This window comes from Cohaesibacter marisflavi, assembly GCF_963665895.2.
Taxonomy (GTDB): domain Bacteria; phylum Pseudomonadota; class Alphaproteobacteria; order Rhizobiales; family Cohaesibacteraceae; genus Cohaesibacter; species Cohaesibacter marisflavi.
Genome location: NZ_OY762534.1, coordinates 3,104,604 through 3,121,712 on the forward strand (window position 1 = coordinate 3,104,604; position 17,109 = coordinate 3,121,712).

Here is a 17,109-nt window from a genome sequence, read left to right on the forward strand (position 1 = left end):
TCCCCTGACGGATGTCGGCCGAATATCGGCTGACAATGCTAGTCTGTTCGGTTCGGGATAAGGACCCGCCGGTGACTGACACTGGCGGGATATTCTCTTTGCAACGGGTCGGGCTATTTCAGCGCGCGAACCTCTGATGCCTCTGTGCAAGCCAGCGCCCTCTGGGCAAATGCCTTGGCCTCAGCCATGGAAAGGCGGCGTATCTTGGCCTTGACCGATGCGATGGCCGGAATGCTGACGCTGAGCTCATGCACGCCGAGACCTGACAGGATCTGCGCTCCAAGAGGATCGCCAGCGATGCCGCCACAGGCACCAACCCAGATACCTGCAGCATCTGCGGCTTCCACCGTCTTGCGGATCAGGCGCAGAACCGCCGGGTTCAGCCCATCAGCCATTTTGGCCAATTGCGGATGCATCCGGTCCATAGCAAGCGCATATTGCGTTAGATCGTTGGTGCCGATGGAGAAGAAATCCACCTCACGGGCGAAGTCTTCGGCCATCATCACGGCAGACGGAATCTCGATCATCATGCCGATTTCTACCGGATCAGCGCCCACTTCCTGACGCACTTCTTCGGTGATGGTCTTGGCAACCCGCAATTCATCCATGGATGAAATCATCGGATACATGATGCGGATCGGTCCATGGGCGGATGCCCGGAAAATGGCCCGAAGTTGCGTACGGAAGATATCGTCACGCAGCAGGCACAGGCGGATGCCGCGCACACCGAGGAACGGGTTCATCTCTTCCGGCGTAGCAAGATAAGGAACATCCTTGTCGCCACCGATATCCAGCGTGCGGATGATCATCGGCAGGCCGTTCATGGCCTTTATCATGGCGGCGATGGCTTCATATTGCTCATCTTCGCTGGGCTCGGTGTCGCGCTGCAAGAACTGGAATTCTGTTCGAAGCAACCCGACACCTTCCCCACCAGCCACCACGGCGGCATTCGCTTCTTCTACATTGCCAATATTGGCGACCACCTCGATGCGGTGGCCATCGCTCATGATGGCTGGCTGATAGCAGGCATTCTGCTCAGCGATTGCCTGACGCGCGTAAACTTCCTGAGCGGCCTTGGCCTGGTCGGTGTCTTTGTCTGTCGGCTCGGAAACCAGAACACCCGATGTGCCATCCAGAATGACGGCAGCCCCATCCTTAAGCGCAAGACATGTCTCTCCAGCGCCAACCACAGCGGGAATGTCCAGACTGCGGGCGATTATGGCCGTGTGCGAGGTTGGACCACCAGAGGCGGTGCAAAGTCCCAGCACCTGCTCGGGATCAAGCCCGGCAGTGTCAGATGGTGTCAGATCATCAGCCACAAGGATGATCGGGCTATCTGGCAGATCGGGGTCATCTTCCACCTTGTCGGCCAGCAATTTGAGCAACCGCCGTCCGACATCGCGCAGATCGAGAGCGCGCGCTGCAAGAATTTCATCCTGCATGGCTGCAAGTGCTGAGGCATGGTCTTCAAAGCTCTGTTTCCATGCCCATCCGGCGCTGGCGCCAGCTGCAATTCCTTCGCGGGCTTTGCCCAGCAGTTCAGGATCTTCCAGAAATTCGCCTTGTGCCTTAAAGATGGCGGCTTTTGCGGCTCCCTGTTTGGCCAGCATGTCATCATGCAGCGCCGTCAATTCGGCCTTGGCGGTAGCGAGCGCCTGATCGAGACGTGCGCTTTCTTCGTCGCTAGACCCTTCGGCTTTTTCAGAAACCACGATGCGTCCGCGTTTCAACTGGCAGACCGGCCCCAGAGCGATGCCCGGAGAAGCGGAAATGCCGACAATGGCCGCGCCTTCATAGGTGGAAACCTCTGTAGAACCAGAGTGATCCGCAGCAGCTTCGGCAGCAGCTTCTTCTTCATCTTCCAGCCCTTCGGCGAAGGCATTGAAGATGGCCTCAAGAGCTTGTTCCGCATCCGGCCCGTCCGCACTGATGCGGATCGTAGCACCATTGTCGATACCCAGCTTGAGCAGACCAATCAAGCTTTTGGCGTCGCCGACCTTGTTGCCGTTGCGCACCAGAATACTAGACTGGAAGGTCTTGGACAGATCAACAAGAGCAGTCGCCGGGCGAGCATGCAGCCCGTGGGGGCTCGTGACCACATGCTCAAAGCCCAGCTCGTGTTCTTCAGGAGCGTCTTCTGCCTGTGCAGCCGGCGCCGCATCCTGCCCACCGGACAGGCGGCGCGCGATATCGCCCGCATCTTTCGTAACGGCCAGACGTTTGGCTTCTTCCGCATCGTCCAGCACATCAGTAAGATTGGAAAGGATGGTCAGATGTTCGTCGGATTTGGCTGCAATGCCGACCACCAGATGCACCCGCTCATCATTATTCCAGATCACACCTTCAGGCAGTTGCAAAACGGCAACGCCTGTTTCCTTGATCAATTCGCGATCTTTGGGGATGCCATGAGGGATTGCAATACCATTACCCAGATAGGTATTGGCGACTTCTTCGCGGGCGAGCATGCTCTTGATGTAACCCGGTTCGATATTGCCGGATTTGACCAACAGTTCGCCTACTTTCGCGATAGCGTCACTCTTGTCGAGCGCCTGCTCTCCGACACGGATAGCCGATTCCTTGAACTGCATCATTTCCTCCGAATACTCCAACCTGAACGCCAGAAGACCGCAATTGCTTTTGCCTATTGTCAGGGTCCGACCACGCATGGCCAACGTTCTGTGAGATAATAAATCTATTTAAGTGAATTATTAAAGGAAAATAATTGATTCACATCAAGACTATGGTCGAATTTCGGTAAATCTGCGGATATAAAAGGGCTCTTTTATGCGCTTCTTCGTCACAACACGGCAATATTTGTAATTATTACTTCTATTTGATGTATTAATTAAATGACCGAAATTGCAGCATTTTTTCACATAACTGTTGTGAAAATGGCATTTTGAGCGGAACTGAACACTGGAAGACGTCACAAATCTGTTGATTTTTGTCTCTTCAAGTTGATTAATTCCATCAAAGTTATTTTTTGATCTGGTTCATGGCTATCACAGGTCCACGCGCTATAGGGTCGAGCTTAATCAGATGACTTGATCCATATGCATGCGCATGGTGCGCCGGTCTTCTTTTGTCAGCGAGAAGAGATCAAACTCAAGCGAAGGACGCGGAAGAATGGCCAAAAAAGGGACACGCTCAGGATCTGGCAGCGATGGCTCTTTTGGGTTCAATCAGAAGAAAGTCCGCGCCTATAACGAGCGGCTTGTCCTGTCGTTGATCCAACGTCATGGTGCATTGGCCAAATCAGAAATCACACGCCGTTCCGGCCTGTCTGCACAGGCGGTTTCCGTCATTATCGGAGAATTGGAGAAAGACGGGCTGCTGTTGCGCGGCGAACCCATTCGCGGGCGCGTCGGCCAGCCCTCTATCCCCATGCGGCTCAATCCTGACGGTGTTTTTTCTTTCGGCCTGAAAATAGGCCGCCGCAGCGCCGACCTTATCCTGATCGATTTTGCCGGACAGACGCGGGCAACAAACCGCATCACCTATTCTTATCCCATGCCCGATCTGGTGATGGCCTTTGCCACACAGGGCATTCGCGAAATGAGCCAGAAGATCGATGCGGGTCAGCAAGACAAGATTGCCGGTATCGGCATAGCCCTGCCCTTCCATCTATGGGACTGGGAAGACAAGGTGGGCGTTTCCCCCGGCACCATGGACGTCTGGAAACAGTTCGATGTGGCTCATGAGCTGGAAGAGGCAACGGGTCTCAATGCCTTTACACAGAATGATTGCACTGCGGCCTGCTGTGCAGAGGTTGCCTTCGGGCGTGGCATGGCTTTTAGCGATTCCCTCTATATCTTCGTGGGCACCTTTGTGGGCGGCGGCGTTGCCCTTAACAATTCCATCTATGCCGGACGCACCCAGAATGCAGGCGCTCTGGCCTCGATGCCCATGCCCGGCCCTGACGGCGAAAAGAAGCAGCTGATCGACTTCGCATCGCTGTTCTTTCTTGAAGAGATGCTCAAGGAGAAGGGCATAGACCCCTCACTCCTGCAACAAAATTCCTACGATTGGTCGGATCTGGGGGATGTGCTCGAGGAATGGCTGGACAAGGCCGCTCACTATATCGCCCTTGCCATCGCGTCGGCGACAGCCATCATCGATTTTGAGGTGGCCATTCTGGATGGCACCATGCCAGCCGCCGTGCGCGAAAGTCTGGTTGAAAAGGTCCGCGACGCGATTACCGAACAGGGCTGGAAGGGCATTGCCTTGCCGGTGGTACTTGAGGGCACATTAGGGAGCCCGGCAAGGGCGCTGGGGGGCGCCAGCCTACCGCTCTTCATTCGCTATCTGCTGGACCAGAACATGCTCTTCAACCAATCCTAGTCAGGGCTTTTTCCATCGAACCCAGACGCAGCCCCAGATTCAGCTAGGGATCAATCTTCGTGATATATTCCACGATCTGATTGAGATCTCCTTTTTCGTCATAGACCGCCTGACTGACGAGAGAGGCATCGATTTCCCGCCCGTCCGCGTGTCTGATCTGACATTTGACATCCTGGGTGTGGCCCATATTGATCATGGCGGCACGCACCGGCTCAGAGGCCAGATGCTTGAACTGCGTCGTCAGATAATCACCAAGATAGGACCCTCGCACCTGCTTGCGATCATAGCCGAACGCTTCCAGCCAAAGATCGTTGGCTTCAAGGATCATGCCATTCTTGTCGGTTATATGCAGTGGCATTGGCACACTATCGAGCATTTTCTCATAGCGCTGGCGGATTTGAGTGACCTGCTTTTCCAGCTTTTTATGCTCGGTTACATCGCGCAGGGAAATGACTGCCCCGATTTTCAGACCCGATTTGTCATGCACGGCACTGCCCGTCGCATTGACCATACGCGGATTAGAGCCGTAGCGTTCCAGAATGATATCGGATTCCTCAAGTGTTTCATTCTCGAAGGCCTCACGCAGCGGGTTTGACTCCGGCCCCAGTGGGGTTGACCCATCGGACTGAAACATTTCATTGGTTGTCAGATAAGGCATCAACATGCTGAGGGAATTTTCGATGCCGAGCATCTCGCTGGCTTTCCTGTTGAAGATCGCCGGCAAACCGTTTTCATCACAGCCGATGATCCCGTCTTTGGCATTATCCAGAACAGCAGTCAGATACTCGTTCTTTACTTCCAGCTGCCGCGTGCGCGTAGCGACAATAGCCTCCAGCCGTGCATTGGCTTCCACCAGCTTGTTTTGAATACGGCGTTCCAACAGAGCGGCTCGGATACGCGCGCTCAAAACGGCAAAATCAACCGGCTTCTGGATATAGTCGACAACGCCACTTTGCAAAGCCTGCACATGCAGCGCGCGCTCTTCCTGAGCAGTGACCATGATCACAGGCAGATGCAAATCCGGATCAAGCACCCGAAGCCGTGCGAGCACTTCAAACCCACCCAAACCCGGCATGACAAGATCGAGAACCATCAGATCCGGTGGATCCTTCTTGATCGCTTCCAGAGCGGCCTCTCCATCCGCAACCAGCTCTGTTTCATACCCCTCGATTTCGACGAATAGACCGATCATGTCCAACAAATCGCGATCGTCATCAACAATCAAGACCTTGGGGCGCTCCCGCGGGGACATTGCATTCATATGATCATTGGAAGATTGAGTCGTCAGGCTTTGCATTATGACACGCTCCTCATCTGGTCAGGGCCACGGGGGACTGGGGCCTCTTCGACTTGAACTGGGGTTTGCACATCCGTAGGCAACTGGACATTGAAAAGATCGGATTGTTCCGGCTGAACGGTTCGAATGAGGTCAGCAAGCATCGCGAACAGCCTTGCAATCTCATCCTTCACCTCAACCGGCAAAGGGCCACTCAGTTGGGCCACCATTTTCAAGGCGCGCTCAAGACCGGCTGCGGTTTCGCTGATGTCTTGAAACCCGATTGTGCCAGAGCCCCCCTTGAGCTTATGCGCCTTCGCAATGGTTTGCTGCACCAAGTCGGACGAAGGTTCGTCCGCTTCAAGGATCGCGGCGACATTCTGTTCGATTCCCCTCACTTCACGTTGCAATGTTTCGCAGTGTCTTGCGATGAGCTTTCTGAGTTGATCAATCATGGCACGGTTCTCCCTGCCGGATCATTCTGGCTCATTTGGCGGTTCCAGATTTTCTGGACATGCGCGGGGAGTTCTGTCGGATCAAAAGGCTTTGTAATGACGTCGAGGGCGCCGCGGTCCTTGTAGGCCTGCACTTCATGGCGCTGCGCTTTGGCCGTCATAAAGATAACTGGAATGTCCGCCAGCTCAGGCGTACTCTTGAGCCGGTTGAGCGTTTCCACGCCATCCATAATAGGCATCATCACATCAAGCAGGACAAGATCTGGCTGAAAAGAGGGGATCGTCTCCATCGCTTCCTTGCCATTTTCACATAGATCAAGCGTATAGCCAGCCAACGTGCCGAGGGCCAATTCGGCGATGGCGCGAATATCGTGATCATCTTCAACATAGGTAATCCGTTGCAGAGGCTTTGTCATGATCAACTCCTATCCACTCACTCTTCAGTCGGATGGTGCGGTTCCATCGGTTTATGCAGCTTCCGGTTCTGTGCTTGCCTTTTCTTCAGGTAGAATATCGAGAATTATGTAAAAGGTCGTTCCGACTCCGGCTTCCGTTTCAAAATCCAGAACACCGCTGTGGGCCATGATGATTTCCCGGGAAATGGCGAGCCCGAGGCCGGTGCCGCCTTTGGCGCGGGTGTCGGATGCATCAGCTTGGGCGAATTTATCAAAGACCTTGTCCCGGAAATCCTCAGGTATGCCGCTACCAAAATCCGTAACGGCGATACGCAGGCGCCCGCTCTCTCTGTCCGGCTCAGCTGAAACGATTACCTTCTCTCCTTCAGAAGCATATTTGGCGGCGTTGGAAAGCAGGTTGGTTATCACCTGCTCAAGACGACAGTGATCGGCAAAGATCAGGATCGGCTCGTCCGGACAGTCCAGTTCGAAGGACACGCCATGCTGTTTTCCGTAAGCGCGGTTGGTTTCCACCACATCTTCAAGAAATGCGACGGTATCGAAGGATTGAAACTCATAGGAAAGCTTGCCTGCCTCGATTTTCTCCATATCGAGAATATCATTGATGAGCAAAGACAGTCGGTCGCAATTGCTATAGGCGATATCGAGCATCTTGCCTGCATGCTCGGGCAAAGCATCTGTTGACGTGCTGCGCAACAGGCCCAAAGCTCCCTTGATGGAGGTGAGCGGCGTGCGCAATTCATGACTCACGGTGGAGACGAATTCACTCTTGAGCTTATCAACCTTCTTGAGCTCGGTGAGATCGGTCATGATGCCGGTAAAGAAGACTTCTCCCTTTATCAGCAAACGGCTGACAGCCAGATGCACTTGCACCGGGCTTCCATCTTTGCGGATAGCGCTGACTTCGCGGCCACCTTCAAAAATCTTGGAGGGCGTCCCCGTGCCGTGATGACGCAAATAAGAATCGTGATGCATCTTGTCATGCTCATTCATGAGCATGGACACATTCTTGCCTATCAGTTCATGCCGGGAAAAGCCGAACAGGTCAATCGTCGCTTCATTCACTTCGCGAATGATCCCGCGCCGATTGATCATGAGGATGGGGTTTTTGGCAGTTGCCAATATGGCGCCTATGCGTTTCTGCTTCTCTTCAAGATTGGATGCCATATGGTGGACAGAGCGTAGCAGAACACCGATTTCATCATTGCGATGCTCGCCATCCAGCTTGAGACTATCCACTGGGGCCCCAAGGGACAGCTGGCGAGCGGCATTGGACAATTGGCGGATTGGTTTGACAAATTGATGCGTCAGGACAAACGCAATCAGCGCACCGATCAGAGCCAAAAGCGCAGTAAAGAGGATGATCTGCTGCTTCATTTCGCGGTTCTGCGCCAGCAACTGTGCCATGGGCGTCATCACCGCCGCGAGTAGATAGTGCTCGCTGTCGGACCAGTCAAAGCGGATCCGGCTCACCCGGGCGACATAATCTTCAGTGACAAGCCCCAGAGTTTGGGATGGCCCCCCAACCCAGTCTGCCACCATATTGCCAGCCAGACGCGGAAAGTCCGTCTGAAGCGAGCGCGGCTTGTCAACCAGTCTGGTCTGCCCGCTGCGCGCACGAACAGATGCTGCCTCGATTTGGGGGGGCTTGCTCAGGTAGGAGCCTTGTTCGTTGAACAGGATAAACTGCTGCGGCTCCCTTATCACAAAGGCCAAATTCGCGATCACCTTGCTCATGTTGATGTTGACAATGATCATGCCAAGGGGCTCATCGTCCTTGCCCCAGACTCTGGTGGCCACGCGCATGACCAGAATGCGCGGCTCTTCGATCACGCCACGTTCCCGGTTGTAATCGATGCCGAAATAATTGATCTTGTCCCTATTGGAACTGAGCGTTTCAAGCACGTAGGGTCGATCGCTCTTGTCCTGCAGATCCTTTTGCTTGACCCGCGTGGCACGACCGGCGGAGCTGTTGACGCGGATCATTTCCTTGCCGTCATTGCCAATGAGGCGCACCTGCATAAGGTTCTGGTCGCTTTCCGCCAGCGACAGGAAAATCTGGGCGAGCCGGTCCTTCCAGATGGTTTCCTGCACCATGGCTATTTCAGGGATTGCGCCGCTTTTTCGCGAGCTCAGGATGCCCTGGATGGGGGGCGTTCCTCCCAGCATGGCCACGTTGCGCGATGCATCCTCGACAACGGCCCTGAGATCCTTGACCACGCGCTGCACCGCAAAAGTCAGGCGTTCGTCTTCATATTTGATGTTGGATTTCTCATTTTGCCATATCTGCCAGAAGCCGACGGTCACAGAGGTCGCGAGCACCAGACCAACGGCAATGACCAGAAAGGACGCAGATATACTGCGTGTTTTCTTTGAATTTTCAGACCTGAAAAATTTCATCGGTTTGCTCGTCAATTCTGGCCAATAGTAACTATACTTATATCTTTGTGTACATAACAGACAATTAATCCCAAGCTAATAATTTAGTATAGACAATACAAACACATCTAGACTTTAAATGACCGTCCAAATTTCAGTAAACATCAATTTGTATTTAAGTAATGAATTTTTAAAACTATTTTATTTAACCTATATTAGTAATAAATACACATTCAAACCCATATTTGGTAAAGTCATGATCCGCACCCATGTTGATGCTGCCTCAGAACAAGCCGGCTCTTCAGAGGTTGCAGCGTCTCTGAAAATTCTTGTCGCTGAAGACAGCTCCATTACCCAGGACTTGCTGAAGCTTGTCCTGCAGCAGCGGGGCCACGCCATCGAGATTGCAGACAATGGCAAGGATGCCCTGTCTTCTCTTTTGGCCGATCCATTCGATCTTGTCTTGCTGGACTTCCACATGCCCGGAATGACCGGTATCGAAGTGCTCGCTCACTATGACGAGGCTACGCCAGACCACCCGCGACCACATTTTGTTGCTGTGACAGCCGACATAGAAGGGTTGATGGCTCATGAGAAAAAGTGCGAACGGTTTGACGCCATTGTGCCCAAACCTCTCAATATACAGGAAATCCTGTCGATCATTGATGATGTGTTGGCTGAGAGGCAAAGCCAGCCACCGAAGCATCAAGAAACAGCCCCTTTCCCAAAAGCAGCATCTCCTTCAGCTCCCCCTCAGTCTGGTGTACCCTTCACCGAAGGCTTTCGCTGCCTACGGTGGCCGGACGATTTCGCTCAGGATGAAGACAGGCAACGAACCCTCAAGCTTCTCGCTGATAACACACCCTTTGACGCGATCATCATAAGCCAGACCATTGAGAGCCGTGCCCTGCTGTTCTTGTGGCAGATGCGGGGGCTGCATCTGCTTCCCTTGATTGACACGACAGGTACGCTTGGCGCCATGGCCGACATCAACGCCGCCTCGTTGTCTGCACAGGCGGATGGTAGCTTGACGCGCATAATCGATGGCTTCCATACGCGGCGAGCTCTGGTCCACCGCGCGATCCTGAACAGCGATATTCTGTCTGACAAATTATTGACCCGTCTCTTTATCGCTGACCGATCACTCCAGCCTCACTATGCAAGCCAATCTCGCAGCGGTGTTGCATTCAACATTCCGCTGGACAGCGAGACCATTTTCCATGAAGCCAGCAAACTGCAGCAGAGCGGGTTTTTGCATGTCCGTTTCTTTGATCGCTTTCATGTCTGCAATAACTGTGGCAGCGCCCATTTCAATATCCGAGAGGAATGCCCGTCCTGTCATTCCTCCAATCTAACAGAGAGCGCCTATATCCATCACTTCAAGTGCGCTCACCAAGCGCCTGAAGCCGACTTTATTCAAGGGGACGAACTGATCTGCCCCAAATGCCGACAGCGCCTTCTGCATTTCGGCAGCGACTATGACAAGCCAGGTATTGTAGTGAGCTGCCAAAGCTGTGGGCACACAACCTCAGAGCCCGATGTCGGCTTTGTGTGCCTTGACTGTCACAGCCGCTTCAGCGGAGACGCCGTTGAGACACGGGATGTATATCACTATGATCTGCAGGAAAAGGCGCGTGACTATTTGCGCATCGGTCCGAGCTATATGGGCTTAACACAGAATATTCTGAGCTTTTCCGATCTACCGCTCGATATTATCGTCTCGCTCAACGAACAGGCGAAGCGCTTCAATGAGTTTGGCGAGTCCTTTGCCCTTCTGGAAATACGTTATCAAAAGGCGCAAGAGCTGGAGCGGGACGCAGGACCACGTCAGTTCATACAAACCAGAGAGCTGTTTATTGAAACGCTGCGCGGCATTTTCTCCTCCGTTCTCGGCCCCGAGGGGCACAGGATCGTCAAGGGGCACAGTTCAGACTTTGCCATTCTGAAAAAGACGGCTCCCGAGGAGATCCAATCCGCGCTTGGCGGCATCATCGAACAGGCAAGACAGCCCTTACGGCTTGACCCGGGTATCCAGATCACGGTGTTCGGTCCGGGAGACCTGTTTACATGATCGGTCATCTGGTTGAGGGCTTTGATTTCCTTGTGGCACAGTCACCGGCGGGGATGATCACGCTCTACTGGTTTGTCCTGCTGTTTGAAATACCCCGCTACGGGGTCGCCTTTCTGGTGGCAGCTCTCTTCATTCGCGGCCGCACCCGCTCCAGTGGCCCCCTTACATGGAAGGGACGCCTCTCCGTTATCATCGCGGGGCACAATGAAGAGAAAGCGATTGAACGCTGCGTCCGCAGCCTTTGGGAGCAGAGCAGAAAACCCGATGAAATCGTTGTTGTCAGCGACGGATCAACCGATGGCATGGTAAGGGTTTTACGCACTTTGCAGCGGGAAGGGCTGGTGCAGAAGGTGCATAGCACCGACTTGCGTGCTGGCAAGGCAGCGGCGGTCAATCTGGCTGAGCAGCTCAGCTCTGGCGATGTCGTGGTCAATGTTGATTGTGATTGCTCCTTTGATCGCCACGCCCTCAAGGAAATTGTATCCCCCTTCTCTTCCCCCGATGTAGGCGCCGTAGCGGGGAATATCCTCATTCGCCATCAGGAGCGCAGCTTGTGGACGAGCTTTCAGGCCATCGAATATCTGGTCAGCATTTCATTGGGTAAACGCGCCCAGGATATGGTTGGGCTGGTTTCCTGCGCGTCTGGTGCCTTCAGCGCCTTTCGCAAAAGCGCCATCGGGTCAGTGGGCGGGTTGGATGCCGGCGGCGGGGAAGATCTGGATGTGACCCTGCGCTTGCGCAAGGCTGAATGGGCCATCGGCTTTGCCCATGAGGCCATTTGCTACACGGACCCGCCCAATTCGGCACGGGCTCTCGTCAAGCAACGCTTCCGCTGGGAGCGCGACGCCATTCGCCTGCGCTATCGCAAGCACGGGGCATTGATGAACCCCTTCTCACGCAGTTTCAAGCCACTGGAATTGTTCCACGAATTGGAATTTCTGCTGCTCAACGTGGTCGCAGCCCTCGCACTGCCCTTCTATTTCTTCTGGATGTTTGCCACCTATGGCGATCTATCGATCCCCATTCTACTGGGCGCGCAGTGCGGCCTGATGCTGTTCGACTTTGTTTTGTTCCTGTTGGCGGCCTGGGCCACCCCCAAGGCTCAGGCTTTGCCACTGATTCCCTATCTGTTGGGATACAGTCTGTTCTTTAACAACTTCCTGCGCTTTGTCCGGCTTCTGGCCTATGGCCAAGAGTGGGTCTTTCGCAGCTCCTATCAAGACAATTACGTGCCCGATAAGGTGCACAAGGTGAGGGAATGATGACCCCGCATCATTGTATGACACCCCAGCACAAGGGCACAAATTCCAAGAAGGGAGGCTTCCCCCATGCGCAGCCTTAGAAAGCGCCCCCGATCAGACAATCTGGCCAATCAGAAAAGAAGCCATTCAACCTCCTATGGCCGCTATATCTATCTGTCTATTCTCATCGTCCTGGCAGCCAGCCTGGCAAACTACATGTGGGGCGACCTGATTATGTTACGGGGCGATGGTCTTGTATTGCGGGACAAGGCAATTCTCGCAGCCAGCTACACCTCGCGGATAGAGGAAATATTCGTTGAGGAAGGTCAGACGGTTAGCAAGGGTGATGTGCTGATGCATATCGAAAGCTCCGAGCAGCTCGAGCGCCTTGCGGATCTTTCCACCCAGCAGGCCGACCTGACGCAGCGGGCGGCGGAGTTCAAGTTGCGCATGCAGATCGCCAATCGTCTGTTGCCGCTTGCCAAGCAAAGGGAAGCCCAGACCACAAAGCTGCTCGGCGTGGTCGATGACCTGCAACGCACAGGAAACCTGACGACATCCCGATACGAGGAAATTCTCAAATCCAGTTTTGACGCAAGCTCCCATCTGGTCCAACTCACCGTGGATCTGGATATGCTCTCCGGGCAGATCGGGTCGTTGGAAGCGGCCCGTGAGGATGCGGCCGTGGCGCTCGAAAAGCTAAAGGCCCATTATTCCGATGGCAAGATCACGGCGTCCGTATCAGGCACAATCGGCACGGAAGTGCCCTCCCCCGGCGCCGTCTATCGCACGGGGGACCCGATGCTATCGATCTATGCTGGTGAGGCCTATATTCTGATGTATTTGCCGCGCCGTTATCTGTTTTCCATTGAGCCGGGCATGGCAGTGGATGTATCAAACGGGCGCACGAATGTGGCCGGAGTGATTGATTCCATCTTGCCGTTGTCCGATGCATTGCCGAAAGAATTCCAGAACAGTTTCAAGCCTATGCAGCGCAACCAGCTGGCAAGGATAAAGCTGCAGGATCGGGCAATTTTTCCTGTTTATGAGAAGGTCCGCATTTCGCGCCCATATTGGTAAAGCATAGCAAAGCAAGGCCCCCGAAAGGTGCCTTGCGCAGGTGTTTGAGACTAATTCAGAGCGCGGCATGAGCGAACATAGGTTCGCCGGAGATGCCCAGTTCTGCAGGGAAGTCGGCCTTGAGGATAGTTCCGGAATCGGATTCCGTCATATAGAGCGTCCGGTTTCCTTCTCCCCCGAAGGCGCAATTGGTGGTGCCCAGACCGCGTGGTGATCGCACCACGGCAATCGGGCGCCCGAGCGCATCATGCACCCAGACAAGGCCGAGCCCCGTTTGACAGACAACGACACCATTCTGCGCTGTCAAAGCCAAACCGTCAGGCCCGGCACGCCCACCAGAAAACTGAAGGAAAAGTCCTGCCTTATTGACGCGGCCGCTAGGAGAAAGTGGCAATCGCCAGACGGCATTGGCGCGGGTTACCGCCAGATAGAGCGTGTGCTCATTCTGATCGAGCACCAAACCGTTGGGGCTGGGGACTTTGTCAATAAGGCAGGTCAGGAAGTCGGTATCAGGCATCCAGCGATAGACCTTGCCCGTCGGATCTTGCAGGCCGGTCTGTCCCTGATCTGTGAAATAGAGGGCGCCATCACGGCCAAAATGCAAATCATTGCACCCTTTGAAGCCCTCGGTATCACAATCTTTCAAAGCAGACGTCACTGCGCCCGTTGCGGGATCAAGATTGAGGATGCCATTCTGATAGTCGGCGATAAAAATCCGGCCATCCTTGTGGATCTTCAAGCCGTTGGGTTGGCCGTCAAATTCAGCCATCTGTGTGACCACCCCTGAAGGATCGGCTCGGAAAATCCTCCCGAACGGAATATCGACGAACCAGAGATTACCATCGCGATCAAATGACGGACCTTCGATAAAGCTATCCACCGTGGCGCCCCGCTTGTTGCGGGACGCCCAGTAGGAGGGAACGCCGGGGCGACGGAGATCTGCGGGGAGTTCTGTAAAAATCTCGGCCTCAACGACCACCGGTTCGGGGAAAATAGACTTCATTTCACTCATCCCAATGTCAGAGAAGGAAGATAGAGCACGATCTGCGGGAAGGCGATCAGCAAGATGAGAAACGCCAGAATGATGCTGAAGAAGGGGATCGTTCCAAGGATCACATCTTCAACCTTTACATTCTTGGACGAACTGGCCACCACAAACAGAATAACCCCCAGAGGCGGCGTTATCTGGCCAAGCTCAACGAGTATAACCACGAACACACCAAACCAGATCGGATCGATGCCCAGAGCCTGAAGCGCGGGATAGATGACCGGCACGATGATTGCGATCATGCCAAGGCCTTCCATAAAGCAGCCAAGAACCGCAAACAGAACCATGATGATCAACAAGAAGGCGAAGCGGGATACGTTGGCATCTTCCAGAACGGCTACGAGATTCTCGCCAATGCCGGACAGCGCCGTGGCATAGGCAAAAATCATGGAGCAGAAGACAATGAACAGGATGTTTCCGCTCATCGTCACCGTGCGCTTGATTGCTGTGGCCAGCAAAGCACGGCTGAGTTTGCCATAGATTGCCGCAATCAATGTCGCCCCGATGACCCCGACGGCCCCGGCTTCTGTTGGCGTGGCCAGTCCGCCATAAATACTGCCAAGCACGATGAAGATGAGCAGCAGGAATGGGAAAATATCAAGAAGTGAGCGGAAAATCTCAGCCGTAGACGCTTTTTCGGTTACCTTGGGGGCGAGCTTGGGATTGATCAGAACGCGCGCGATGATGAAGCTCATATAGAGCACCGCAAGCACAATGCCGGGTACCAGCCCCGCAGCAAACAGGCGCGCAATCGACGTGTCGGTAAAGGTCGAATAGATGATCATCGTGATCGACGGCGGGATCAGAATCCCCAGTGTTCCGCCTGCGGCCAGCGAACCGGCAACCAGTCGCTTGTCATAGCCTCTTGCCGACAGCTCGGGCAGAGCAACCGTAGACATGGCAGCAGCCGTTGGTGCACTGCCACCCGAGATGGCCGCAAAGATACCGCTTCCCGCGATATTGGTATGCAACAGCCCACCGGGCAAACGCCGCATGAAAGGGGCTACCCCATTATACAGGCGTGTGCTGAGCCCAGAGCAAAGCAAAATTTCCGCCATAAGGACAAAGAGGGGAATCGCCGCAAGGGTGAAACTGTTTGCGGCTCCCCAACTGACGATGCCGAGGGCCTTCCAGCCCCAGAAACCCTTTAGGAGCCAAATATAGAAAAGACCGGCACCGGCAACGGCAAACTGTACCCACATGCCACCGAGAATGAGACCGATCAACAAACCGAATGCGAGAATGGCTTCCATCAGCTCTGCTCCTCTTTCTTGCGTCCGCTCAGGAGCAGTTTCTCAAGCAGGAAGATCCCGATCAGCGAAAAACCGATCGGCATGATCATCTGAGGGATCCAGAGCGGCGTACGCAAAACAGTCGGCGCAAACTTGCCACGGCCAAAAGAGCTGAGAACCAGATCATGGGTCCTGAGCGCCAGAATGACGCAAACGATTAGGGAGGCGACAACGAACAGGCGCTTCAGCCAGACCTGCACATGGTCGGGGACTGCATCAAACAGGAAATGCACCTGAAACAGCGCCTCGGCCCGCAAAGCCAGAGCGGCCCCCAGAAAGGTGAGCGTCACGACAAAGTAGCCGGTCACCTCTTCCACGAAGCCCAAAGAATAATTGGCCAATCCGCGCAAAACGGTTTCACTAAAAACAAGCAGAACCAGAGCGCACAGGACGAGTCCAGTTGCCCATTTTGTCAGGCTGGCGATGAAGTCGAAAACAGGGCCAGCCGAGGCCGGCCCTGTGGAATTGTTTCCTGCCATGGCTATTTACCGATTGCTTCGCGAACGAGCTTCAGAGCCTCTACATAGTCAGGGCCATTCTGTTCTGCCCATTCGGCCCAGAAGGGAGCCAACTTTTCGCGCGCCATCGCAGCGTCGCTATCCTTGGCAGCCACAATGGTCATGCCAGCTTCCTGTTGGGAGGCTTTCTGCTTTTCCTCGTCCTCCAGGAATTCAGCGGTGATCTTCTTGCCTTCTTCCATGACGATTGCCGCCAGTGCCTTCTGCTGGTCTTCCTCAAGATCAGCAAAGATATCACTGTTGGCGATGATCATGGAGTTGCCGTAATTCACCGGGAAGCGATAGTTGTATGGCAGGAATTCGTGCCATTTCTTGGCGCCGCCAGCGCTGGCCGTGAGCACACCTTCAATAACACCACGCTCCAGAGATGTCGGCACCTCGCTGCCGGATAACGTGATCGCAGCACCGTCGAATTCTTCGATGAACTTGCCCTGCTCAGGCGATGTTACGCGGATTTTGTGGCCACTCAGGTCGGCCAGACTGTTGATCTCGAATGTTGCGAAAATGATTTGCTGTGGGTAGCGATAGCCTCCGAGCAGCTTGACGCCCTGCTGCGCAAAGGATTCCTGAAGAATGGGTTCCATCGCCGCGTAGGCCTTGTTCCATTCCTCGTCATTTTCGATCAGCATTGGCAGGTTGAGCACGCGCGCAATGGGCACGTTGCCCGAGAAGAAATAGTCCGCAGCAAAATCCACAATGCCGTCGCCCACGGCTTGCGTGATGTCAGAGGACGCAATCTGCAGGGTCTTGCCCAGATGCACCTTGATTGTCAGATCGCCGCCGGTTTCTTCCGCGATCCGTTCGCTGATACGGGTCATGCCCTTGACGGCTGCGGTTGTTGATACGGCTGAATAGGTATATCCGGTCAGTTCGCGCGCTTGGCCAAGGCTGGTTGTGGCCAGCAATATCGCGGCTGCACTGATTGTTTTCTTTAGCATGTTTTTCTCCTCCTAGTGACGCCGAAGTTCTCCTCCTCCGACAATGGCGAAAGG

At 54.4% G+C, this 17,109-nt stretch carries 13 protein-coding genes; 4 read left to right on the top strand and 9 right to left on the bottom strand.

Going from position 1 to position 17,109, the window contains the following annotated elements; all coding sequences use genetic code 11:
* Nucleotides 1-113: 113 nt before the first annotated feature.
* Entirely contained in the window at nucleotides 114-2,591 is a 2,478-nt protein-coding gene (gene ptsP / locus ACKPCT_RS15080; protein ID WP_319567308.1) for a phosphoenolpyruvate--protein phosphotransferase, read from the bottom strand.
* Between the two features lie 535 nt (nucleotides 2,592-3,126).
* Between ptsP and ACKPCT_RS15085 the strand changes: the two genes are divergently transcribed.
* A complete protein-coding gene (locus ACKPCT_RS15085; protein WP_319567309.1) occupies nucleotides 3,127-4,341 on the top strand; it encodes an ROK family transcriptional regulator in 1,215 nt (404 codons plus the stop codon).
* Between the two features lie 43 nt (nucleotides 4,342-4,384).
* Here ACKPCT_RS15085 and ACKPCT_RS15090 read toward each other — a convergent pair whose 3' ends face one another.
* Genes ACKPCT_RS15090 through ACKPCT_RS15105 form a run of 4 tightly spaced genes read right to left on the bottom strand, consistent with a single transcriptional unit; the run spans nucleotide 4,385 to nucleotide 8,888 of the window.
* Complete coding sequence (locus ACKPCT_RS15090) at nucleotides 4,385-5,638, bottom strand: response regulator (protein WP_090069568.1); 1,254 nt, start codon at nucleotides 5,636-5,638, stop codon at nucleotides 4,385-4,387.
* A complete protein-coding gene (locus tag ACKPCT_RS15095) occupies nucleotides 5,638-6,072 on the bottom strand; it encodes an Hpt domain-containing protein (protein WP_090069565.1) in 435 nt (144 codons plus the stop codon). Before ACKPCT_RS15095 ends, ACKPCT_RS15090 begins: the two co-directional genes overlap by 1 nt.
* Nucleotides 6,069-6,488, bottom strand: a complete 420-nt coding sequence (locus ACKPCT_RS15100; RefSeq protein WP_319567310.1) for a response regulator — start codon at nucleotides 6,486-6,488, stop codon at nucleotides 6,069-6,071. The genes ACKPCT_RS15095 and ACKPCT_RS15100 overlap by 4 nt, the downstream gene beginning before the upstream one ends.
* Nucleotides 6,489-6,539: 51 nt before the next feature.
* A complete protein-coding gene (locus ACKPCT_RS15105) occupies nucleotides 6,540-8,888 on the bottom strand; it encodes an ATP-binding protein (protein WP_319567311.1) in 2,349 nt (782 codons plus the stop codon).
* A gap of 235 nt (nucleotides 8,889-9,123) precedes the next feature.
* Between ACKPCT_RS15105 and ACKPCT_RS15110 the strand changes: the two genes are divergently transcribed.
* The 3 genes from ACKPCT_RS15110 to ACKPCT_RS15120 all read left to right on the top strand — a co-directional run bounded on the left by ACKPCT_RS15110 (nucleotide 9,124) and on the right by ACKPCT_RS15120 (nucleotide 13,259).
* Nucleotides 9,124-10,938, top strand: coding sequence for a TackOD1 domain-containing metal-binding protein (locus tag ACKPCT_RS15110; protein ID WP_319567312.1), 1,815 nt, complete (start codon nucleotides 9,124-9,126; stop codon nucleotides 10,936-10,938).
* A complete protein-coding gene (locus ACKPCT_RS15115; protein WP_319567313.1) occupies nucleotides 10,935-12,200 on the top strand; it encodes a glycosyltransferase family 2 protein in 1,266 nt (421 codons plus the stop codon). Before ACKPCT_RS15110 ends, ACKPCT_RS15115 begins: the two co-directional genes overlap by 4 nt.
* 66 nt (nucleotides 12,201-12,266) lie before the next feature.
* Nucleotides 12,267-13,259: an HlyD family secretion protein gene (locus ACKPCT_RS15120; protein WP_319567314.1), complete on the top strand. Its 993-nt coding sequence runs from the start codon at nucleotides 12,267-12,269 to the stop codon at nucleotides 13,257-13,259.
* 55 nt (nucleotides 13,260-13,314) lie between these two features.
* Here ACKPCT_RS15120 and ACKPCT_RS15125 read toward each other — a convergent pair whose 3' ends face one another.
* The 4 genes from ACKPCT_RS15125 to dctP are packed head-to-tail and all read right to left on the bottom strand — an operon-like array spanning nucleotide 13,315 to nucleotide 17,055.
* A complete protein-coding gene (locus ACKPCT_RS15125; RefSeq protein WP_090070372.1) occupies nucleotides 13,315-14,262 on the bottom strand; it encodes an SMP-30/gluconolactonase/LRE family protein in 948 nt (315 codons plus the stop codon).
* A 5-nt stretch (nucleotides 14,263-14,267) separates the two neighbouring features.
* Complete coding sequence (locus ACKPCT_RS15130) at nucleotides 14,268-15,560, bottom strand: TRAP transporter large permease (protein WP_319567315.1); 1,293 nt, start codon at nucleotides 15,558-15,560, stop codon at nucleotides 14,268-14,270.
* The gene (locus ACKPCT_RS15135) at nucleotides 15,560-16,078 is read right to left on the bottom strand and encodes a TRAP transporter small permease (protein ID WP_319567316.1); all 519 of its coding nucleotides are present in this window, start codon (nucleotides 16,076-16,078) and stop codon (nucleotides 15,560-15,562) included. The genes ACKPCT_RS15130 and ACKPCT_RS15135 overlap by 1 nt, the downstream gene beginning before the upstream one ends.
* A 2-nt stretch (nucleotides 16,079-16,080) precedes the next feature.
* The gene (dctP, locus tag ACKPCT_RS15140; protein WP_090069548.1) at nucleotides 16,081-17,055 is read right to left on the bottom strand and encodes a TRAP transporter substrate-binding protein DctP; all 975 of its coding nucleotides are present in this window, start codon (nucleotides 17,053-17,055) and stop codon (nucleotides 16,081-16,083) included.
* Nucleotides 17,056-17,109: the final 54 nt, after the last annotated feature.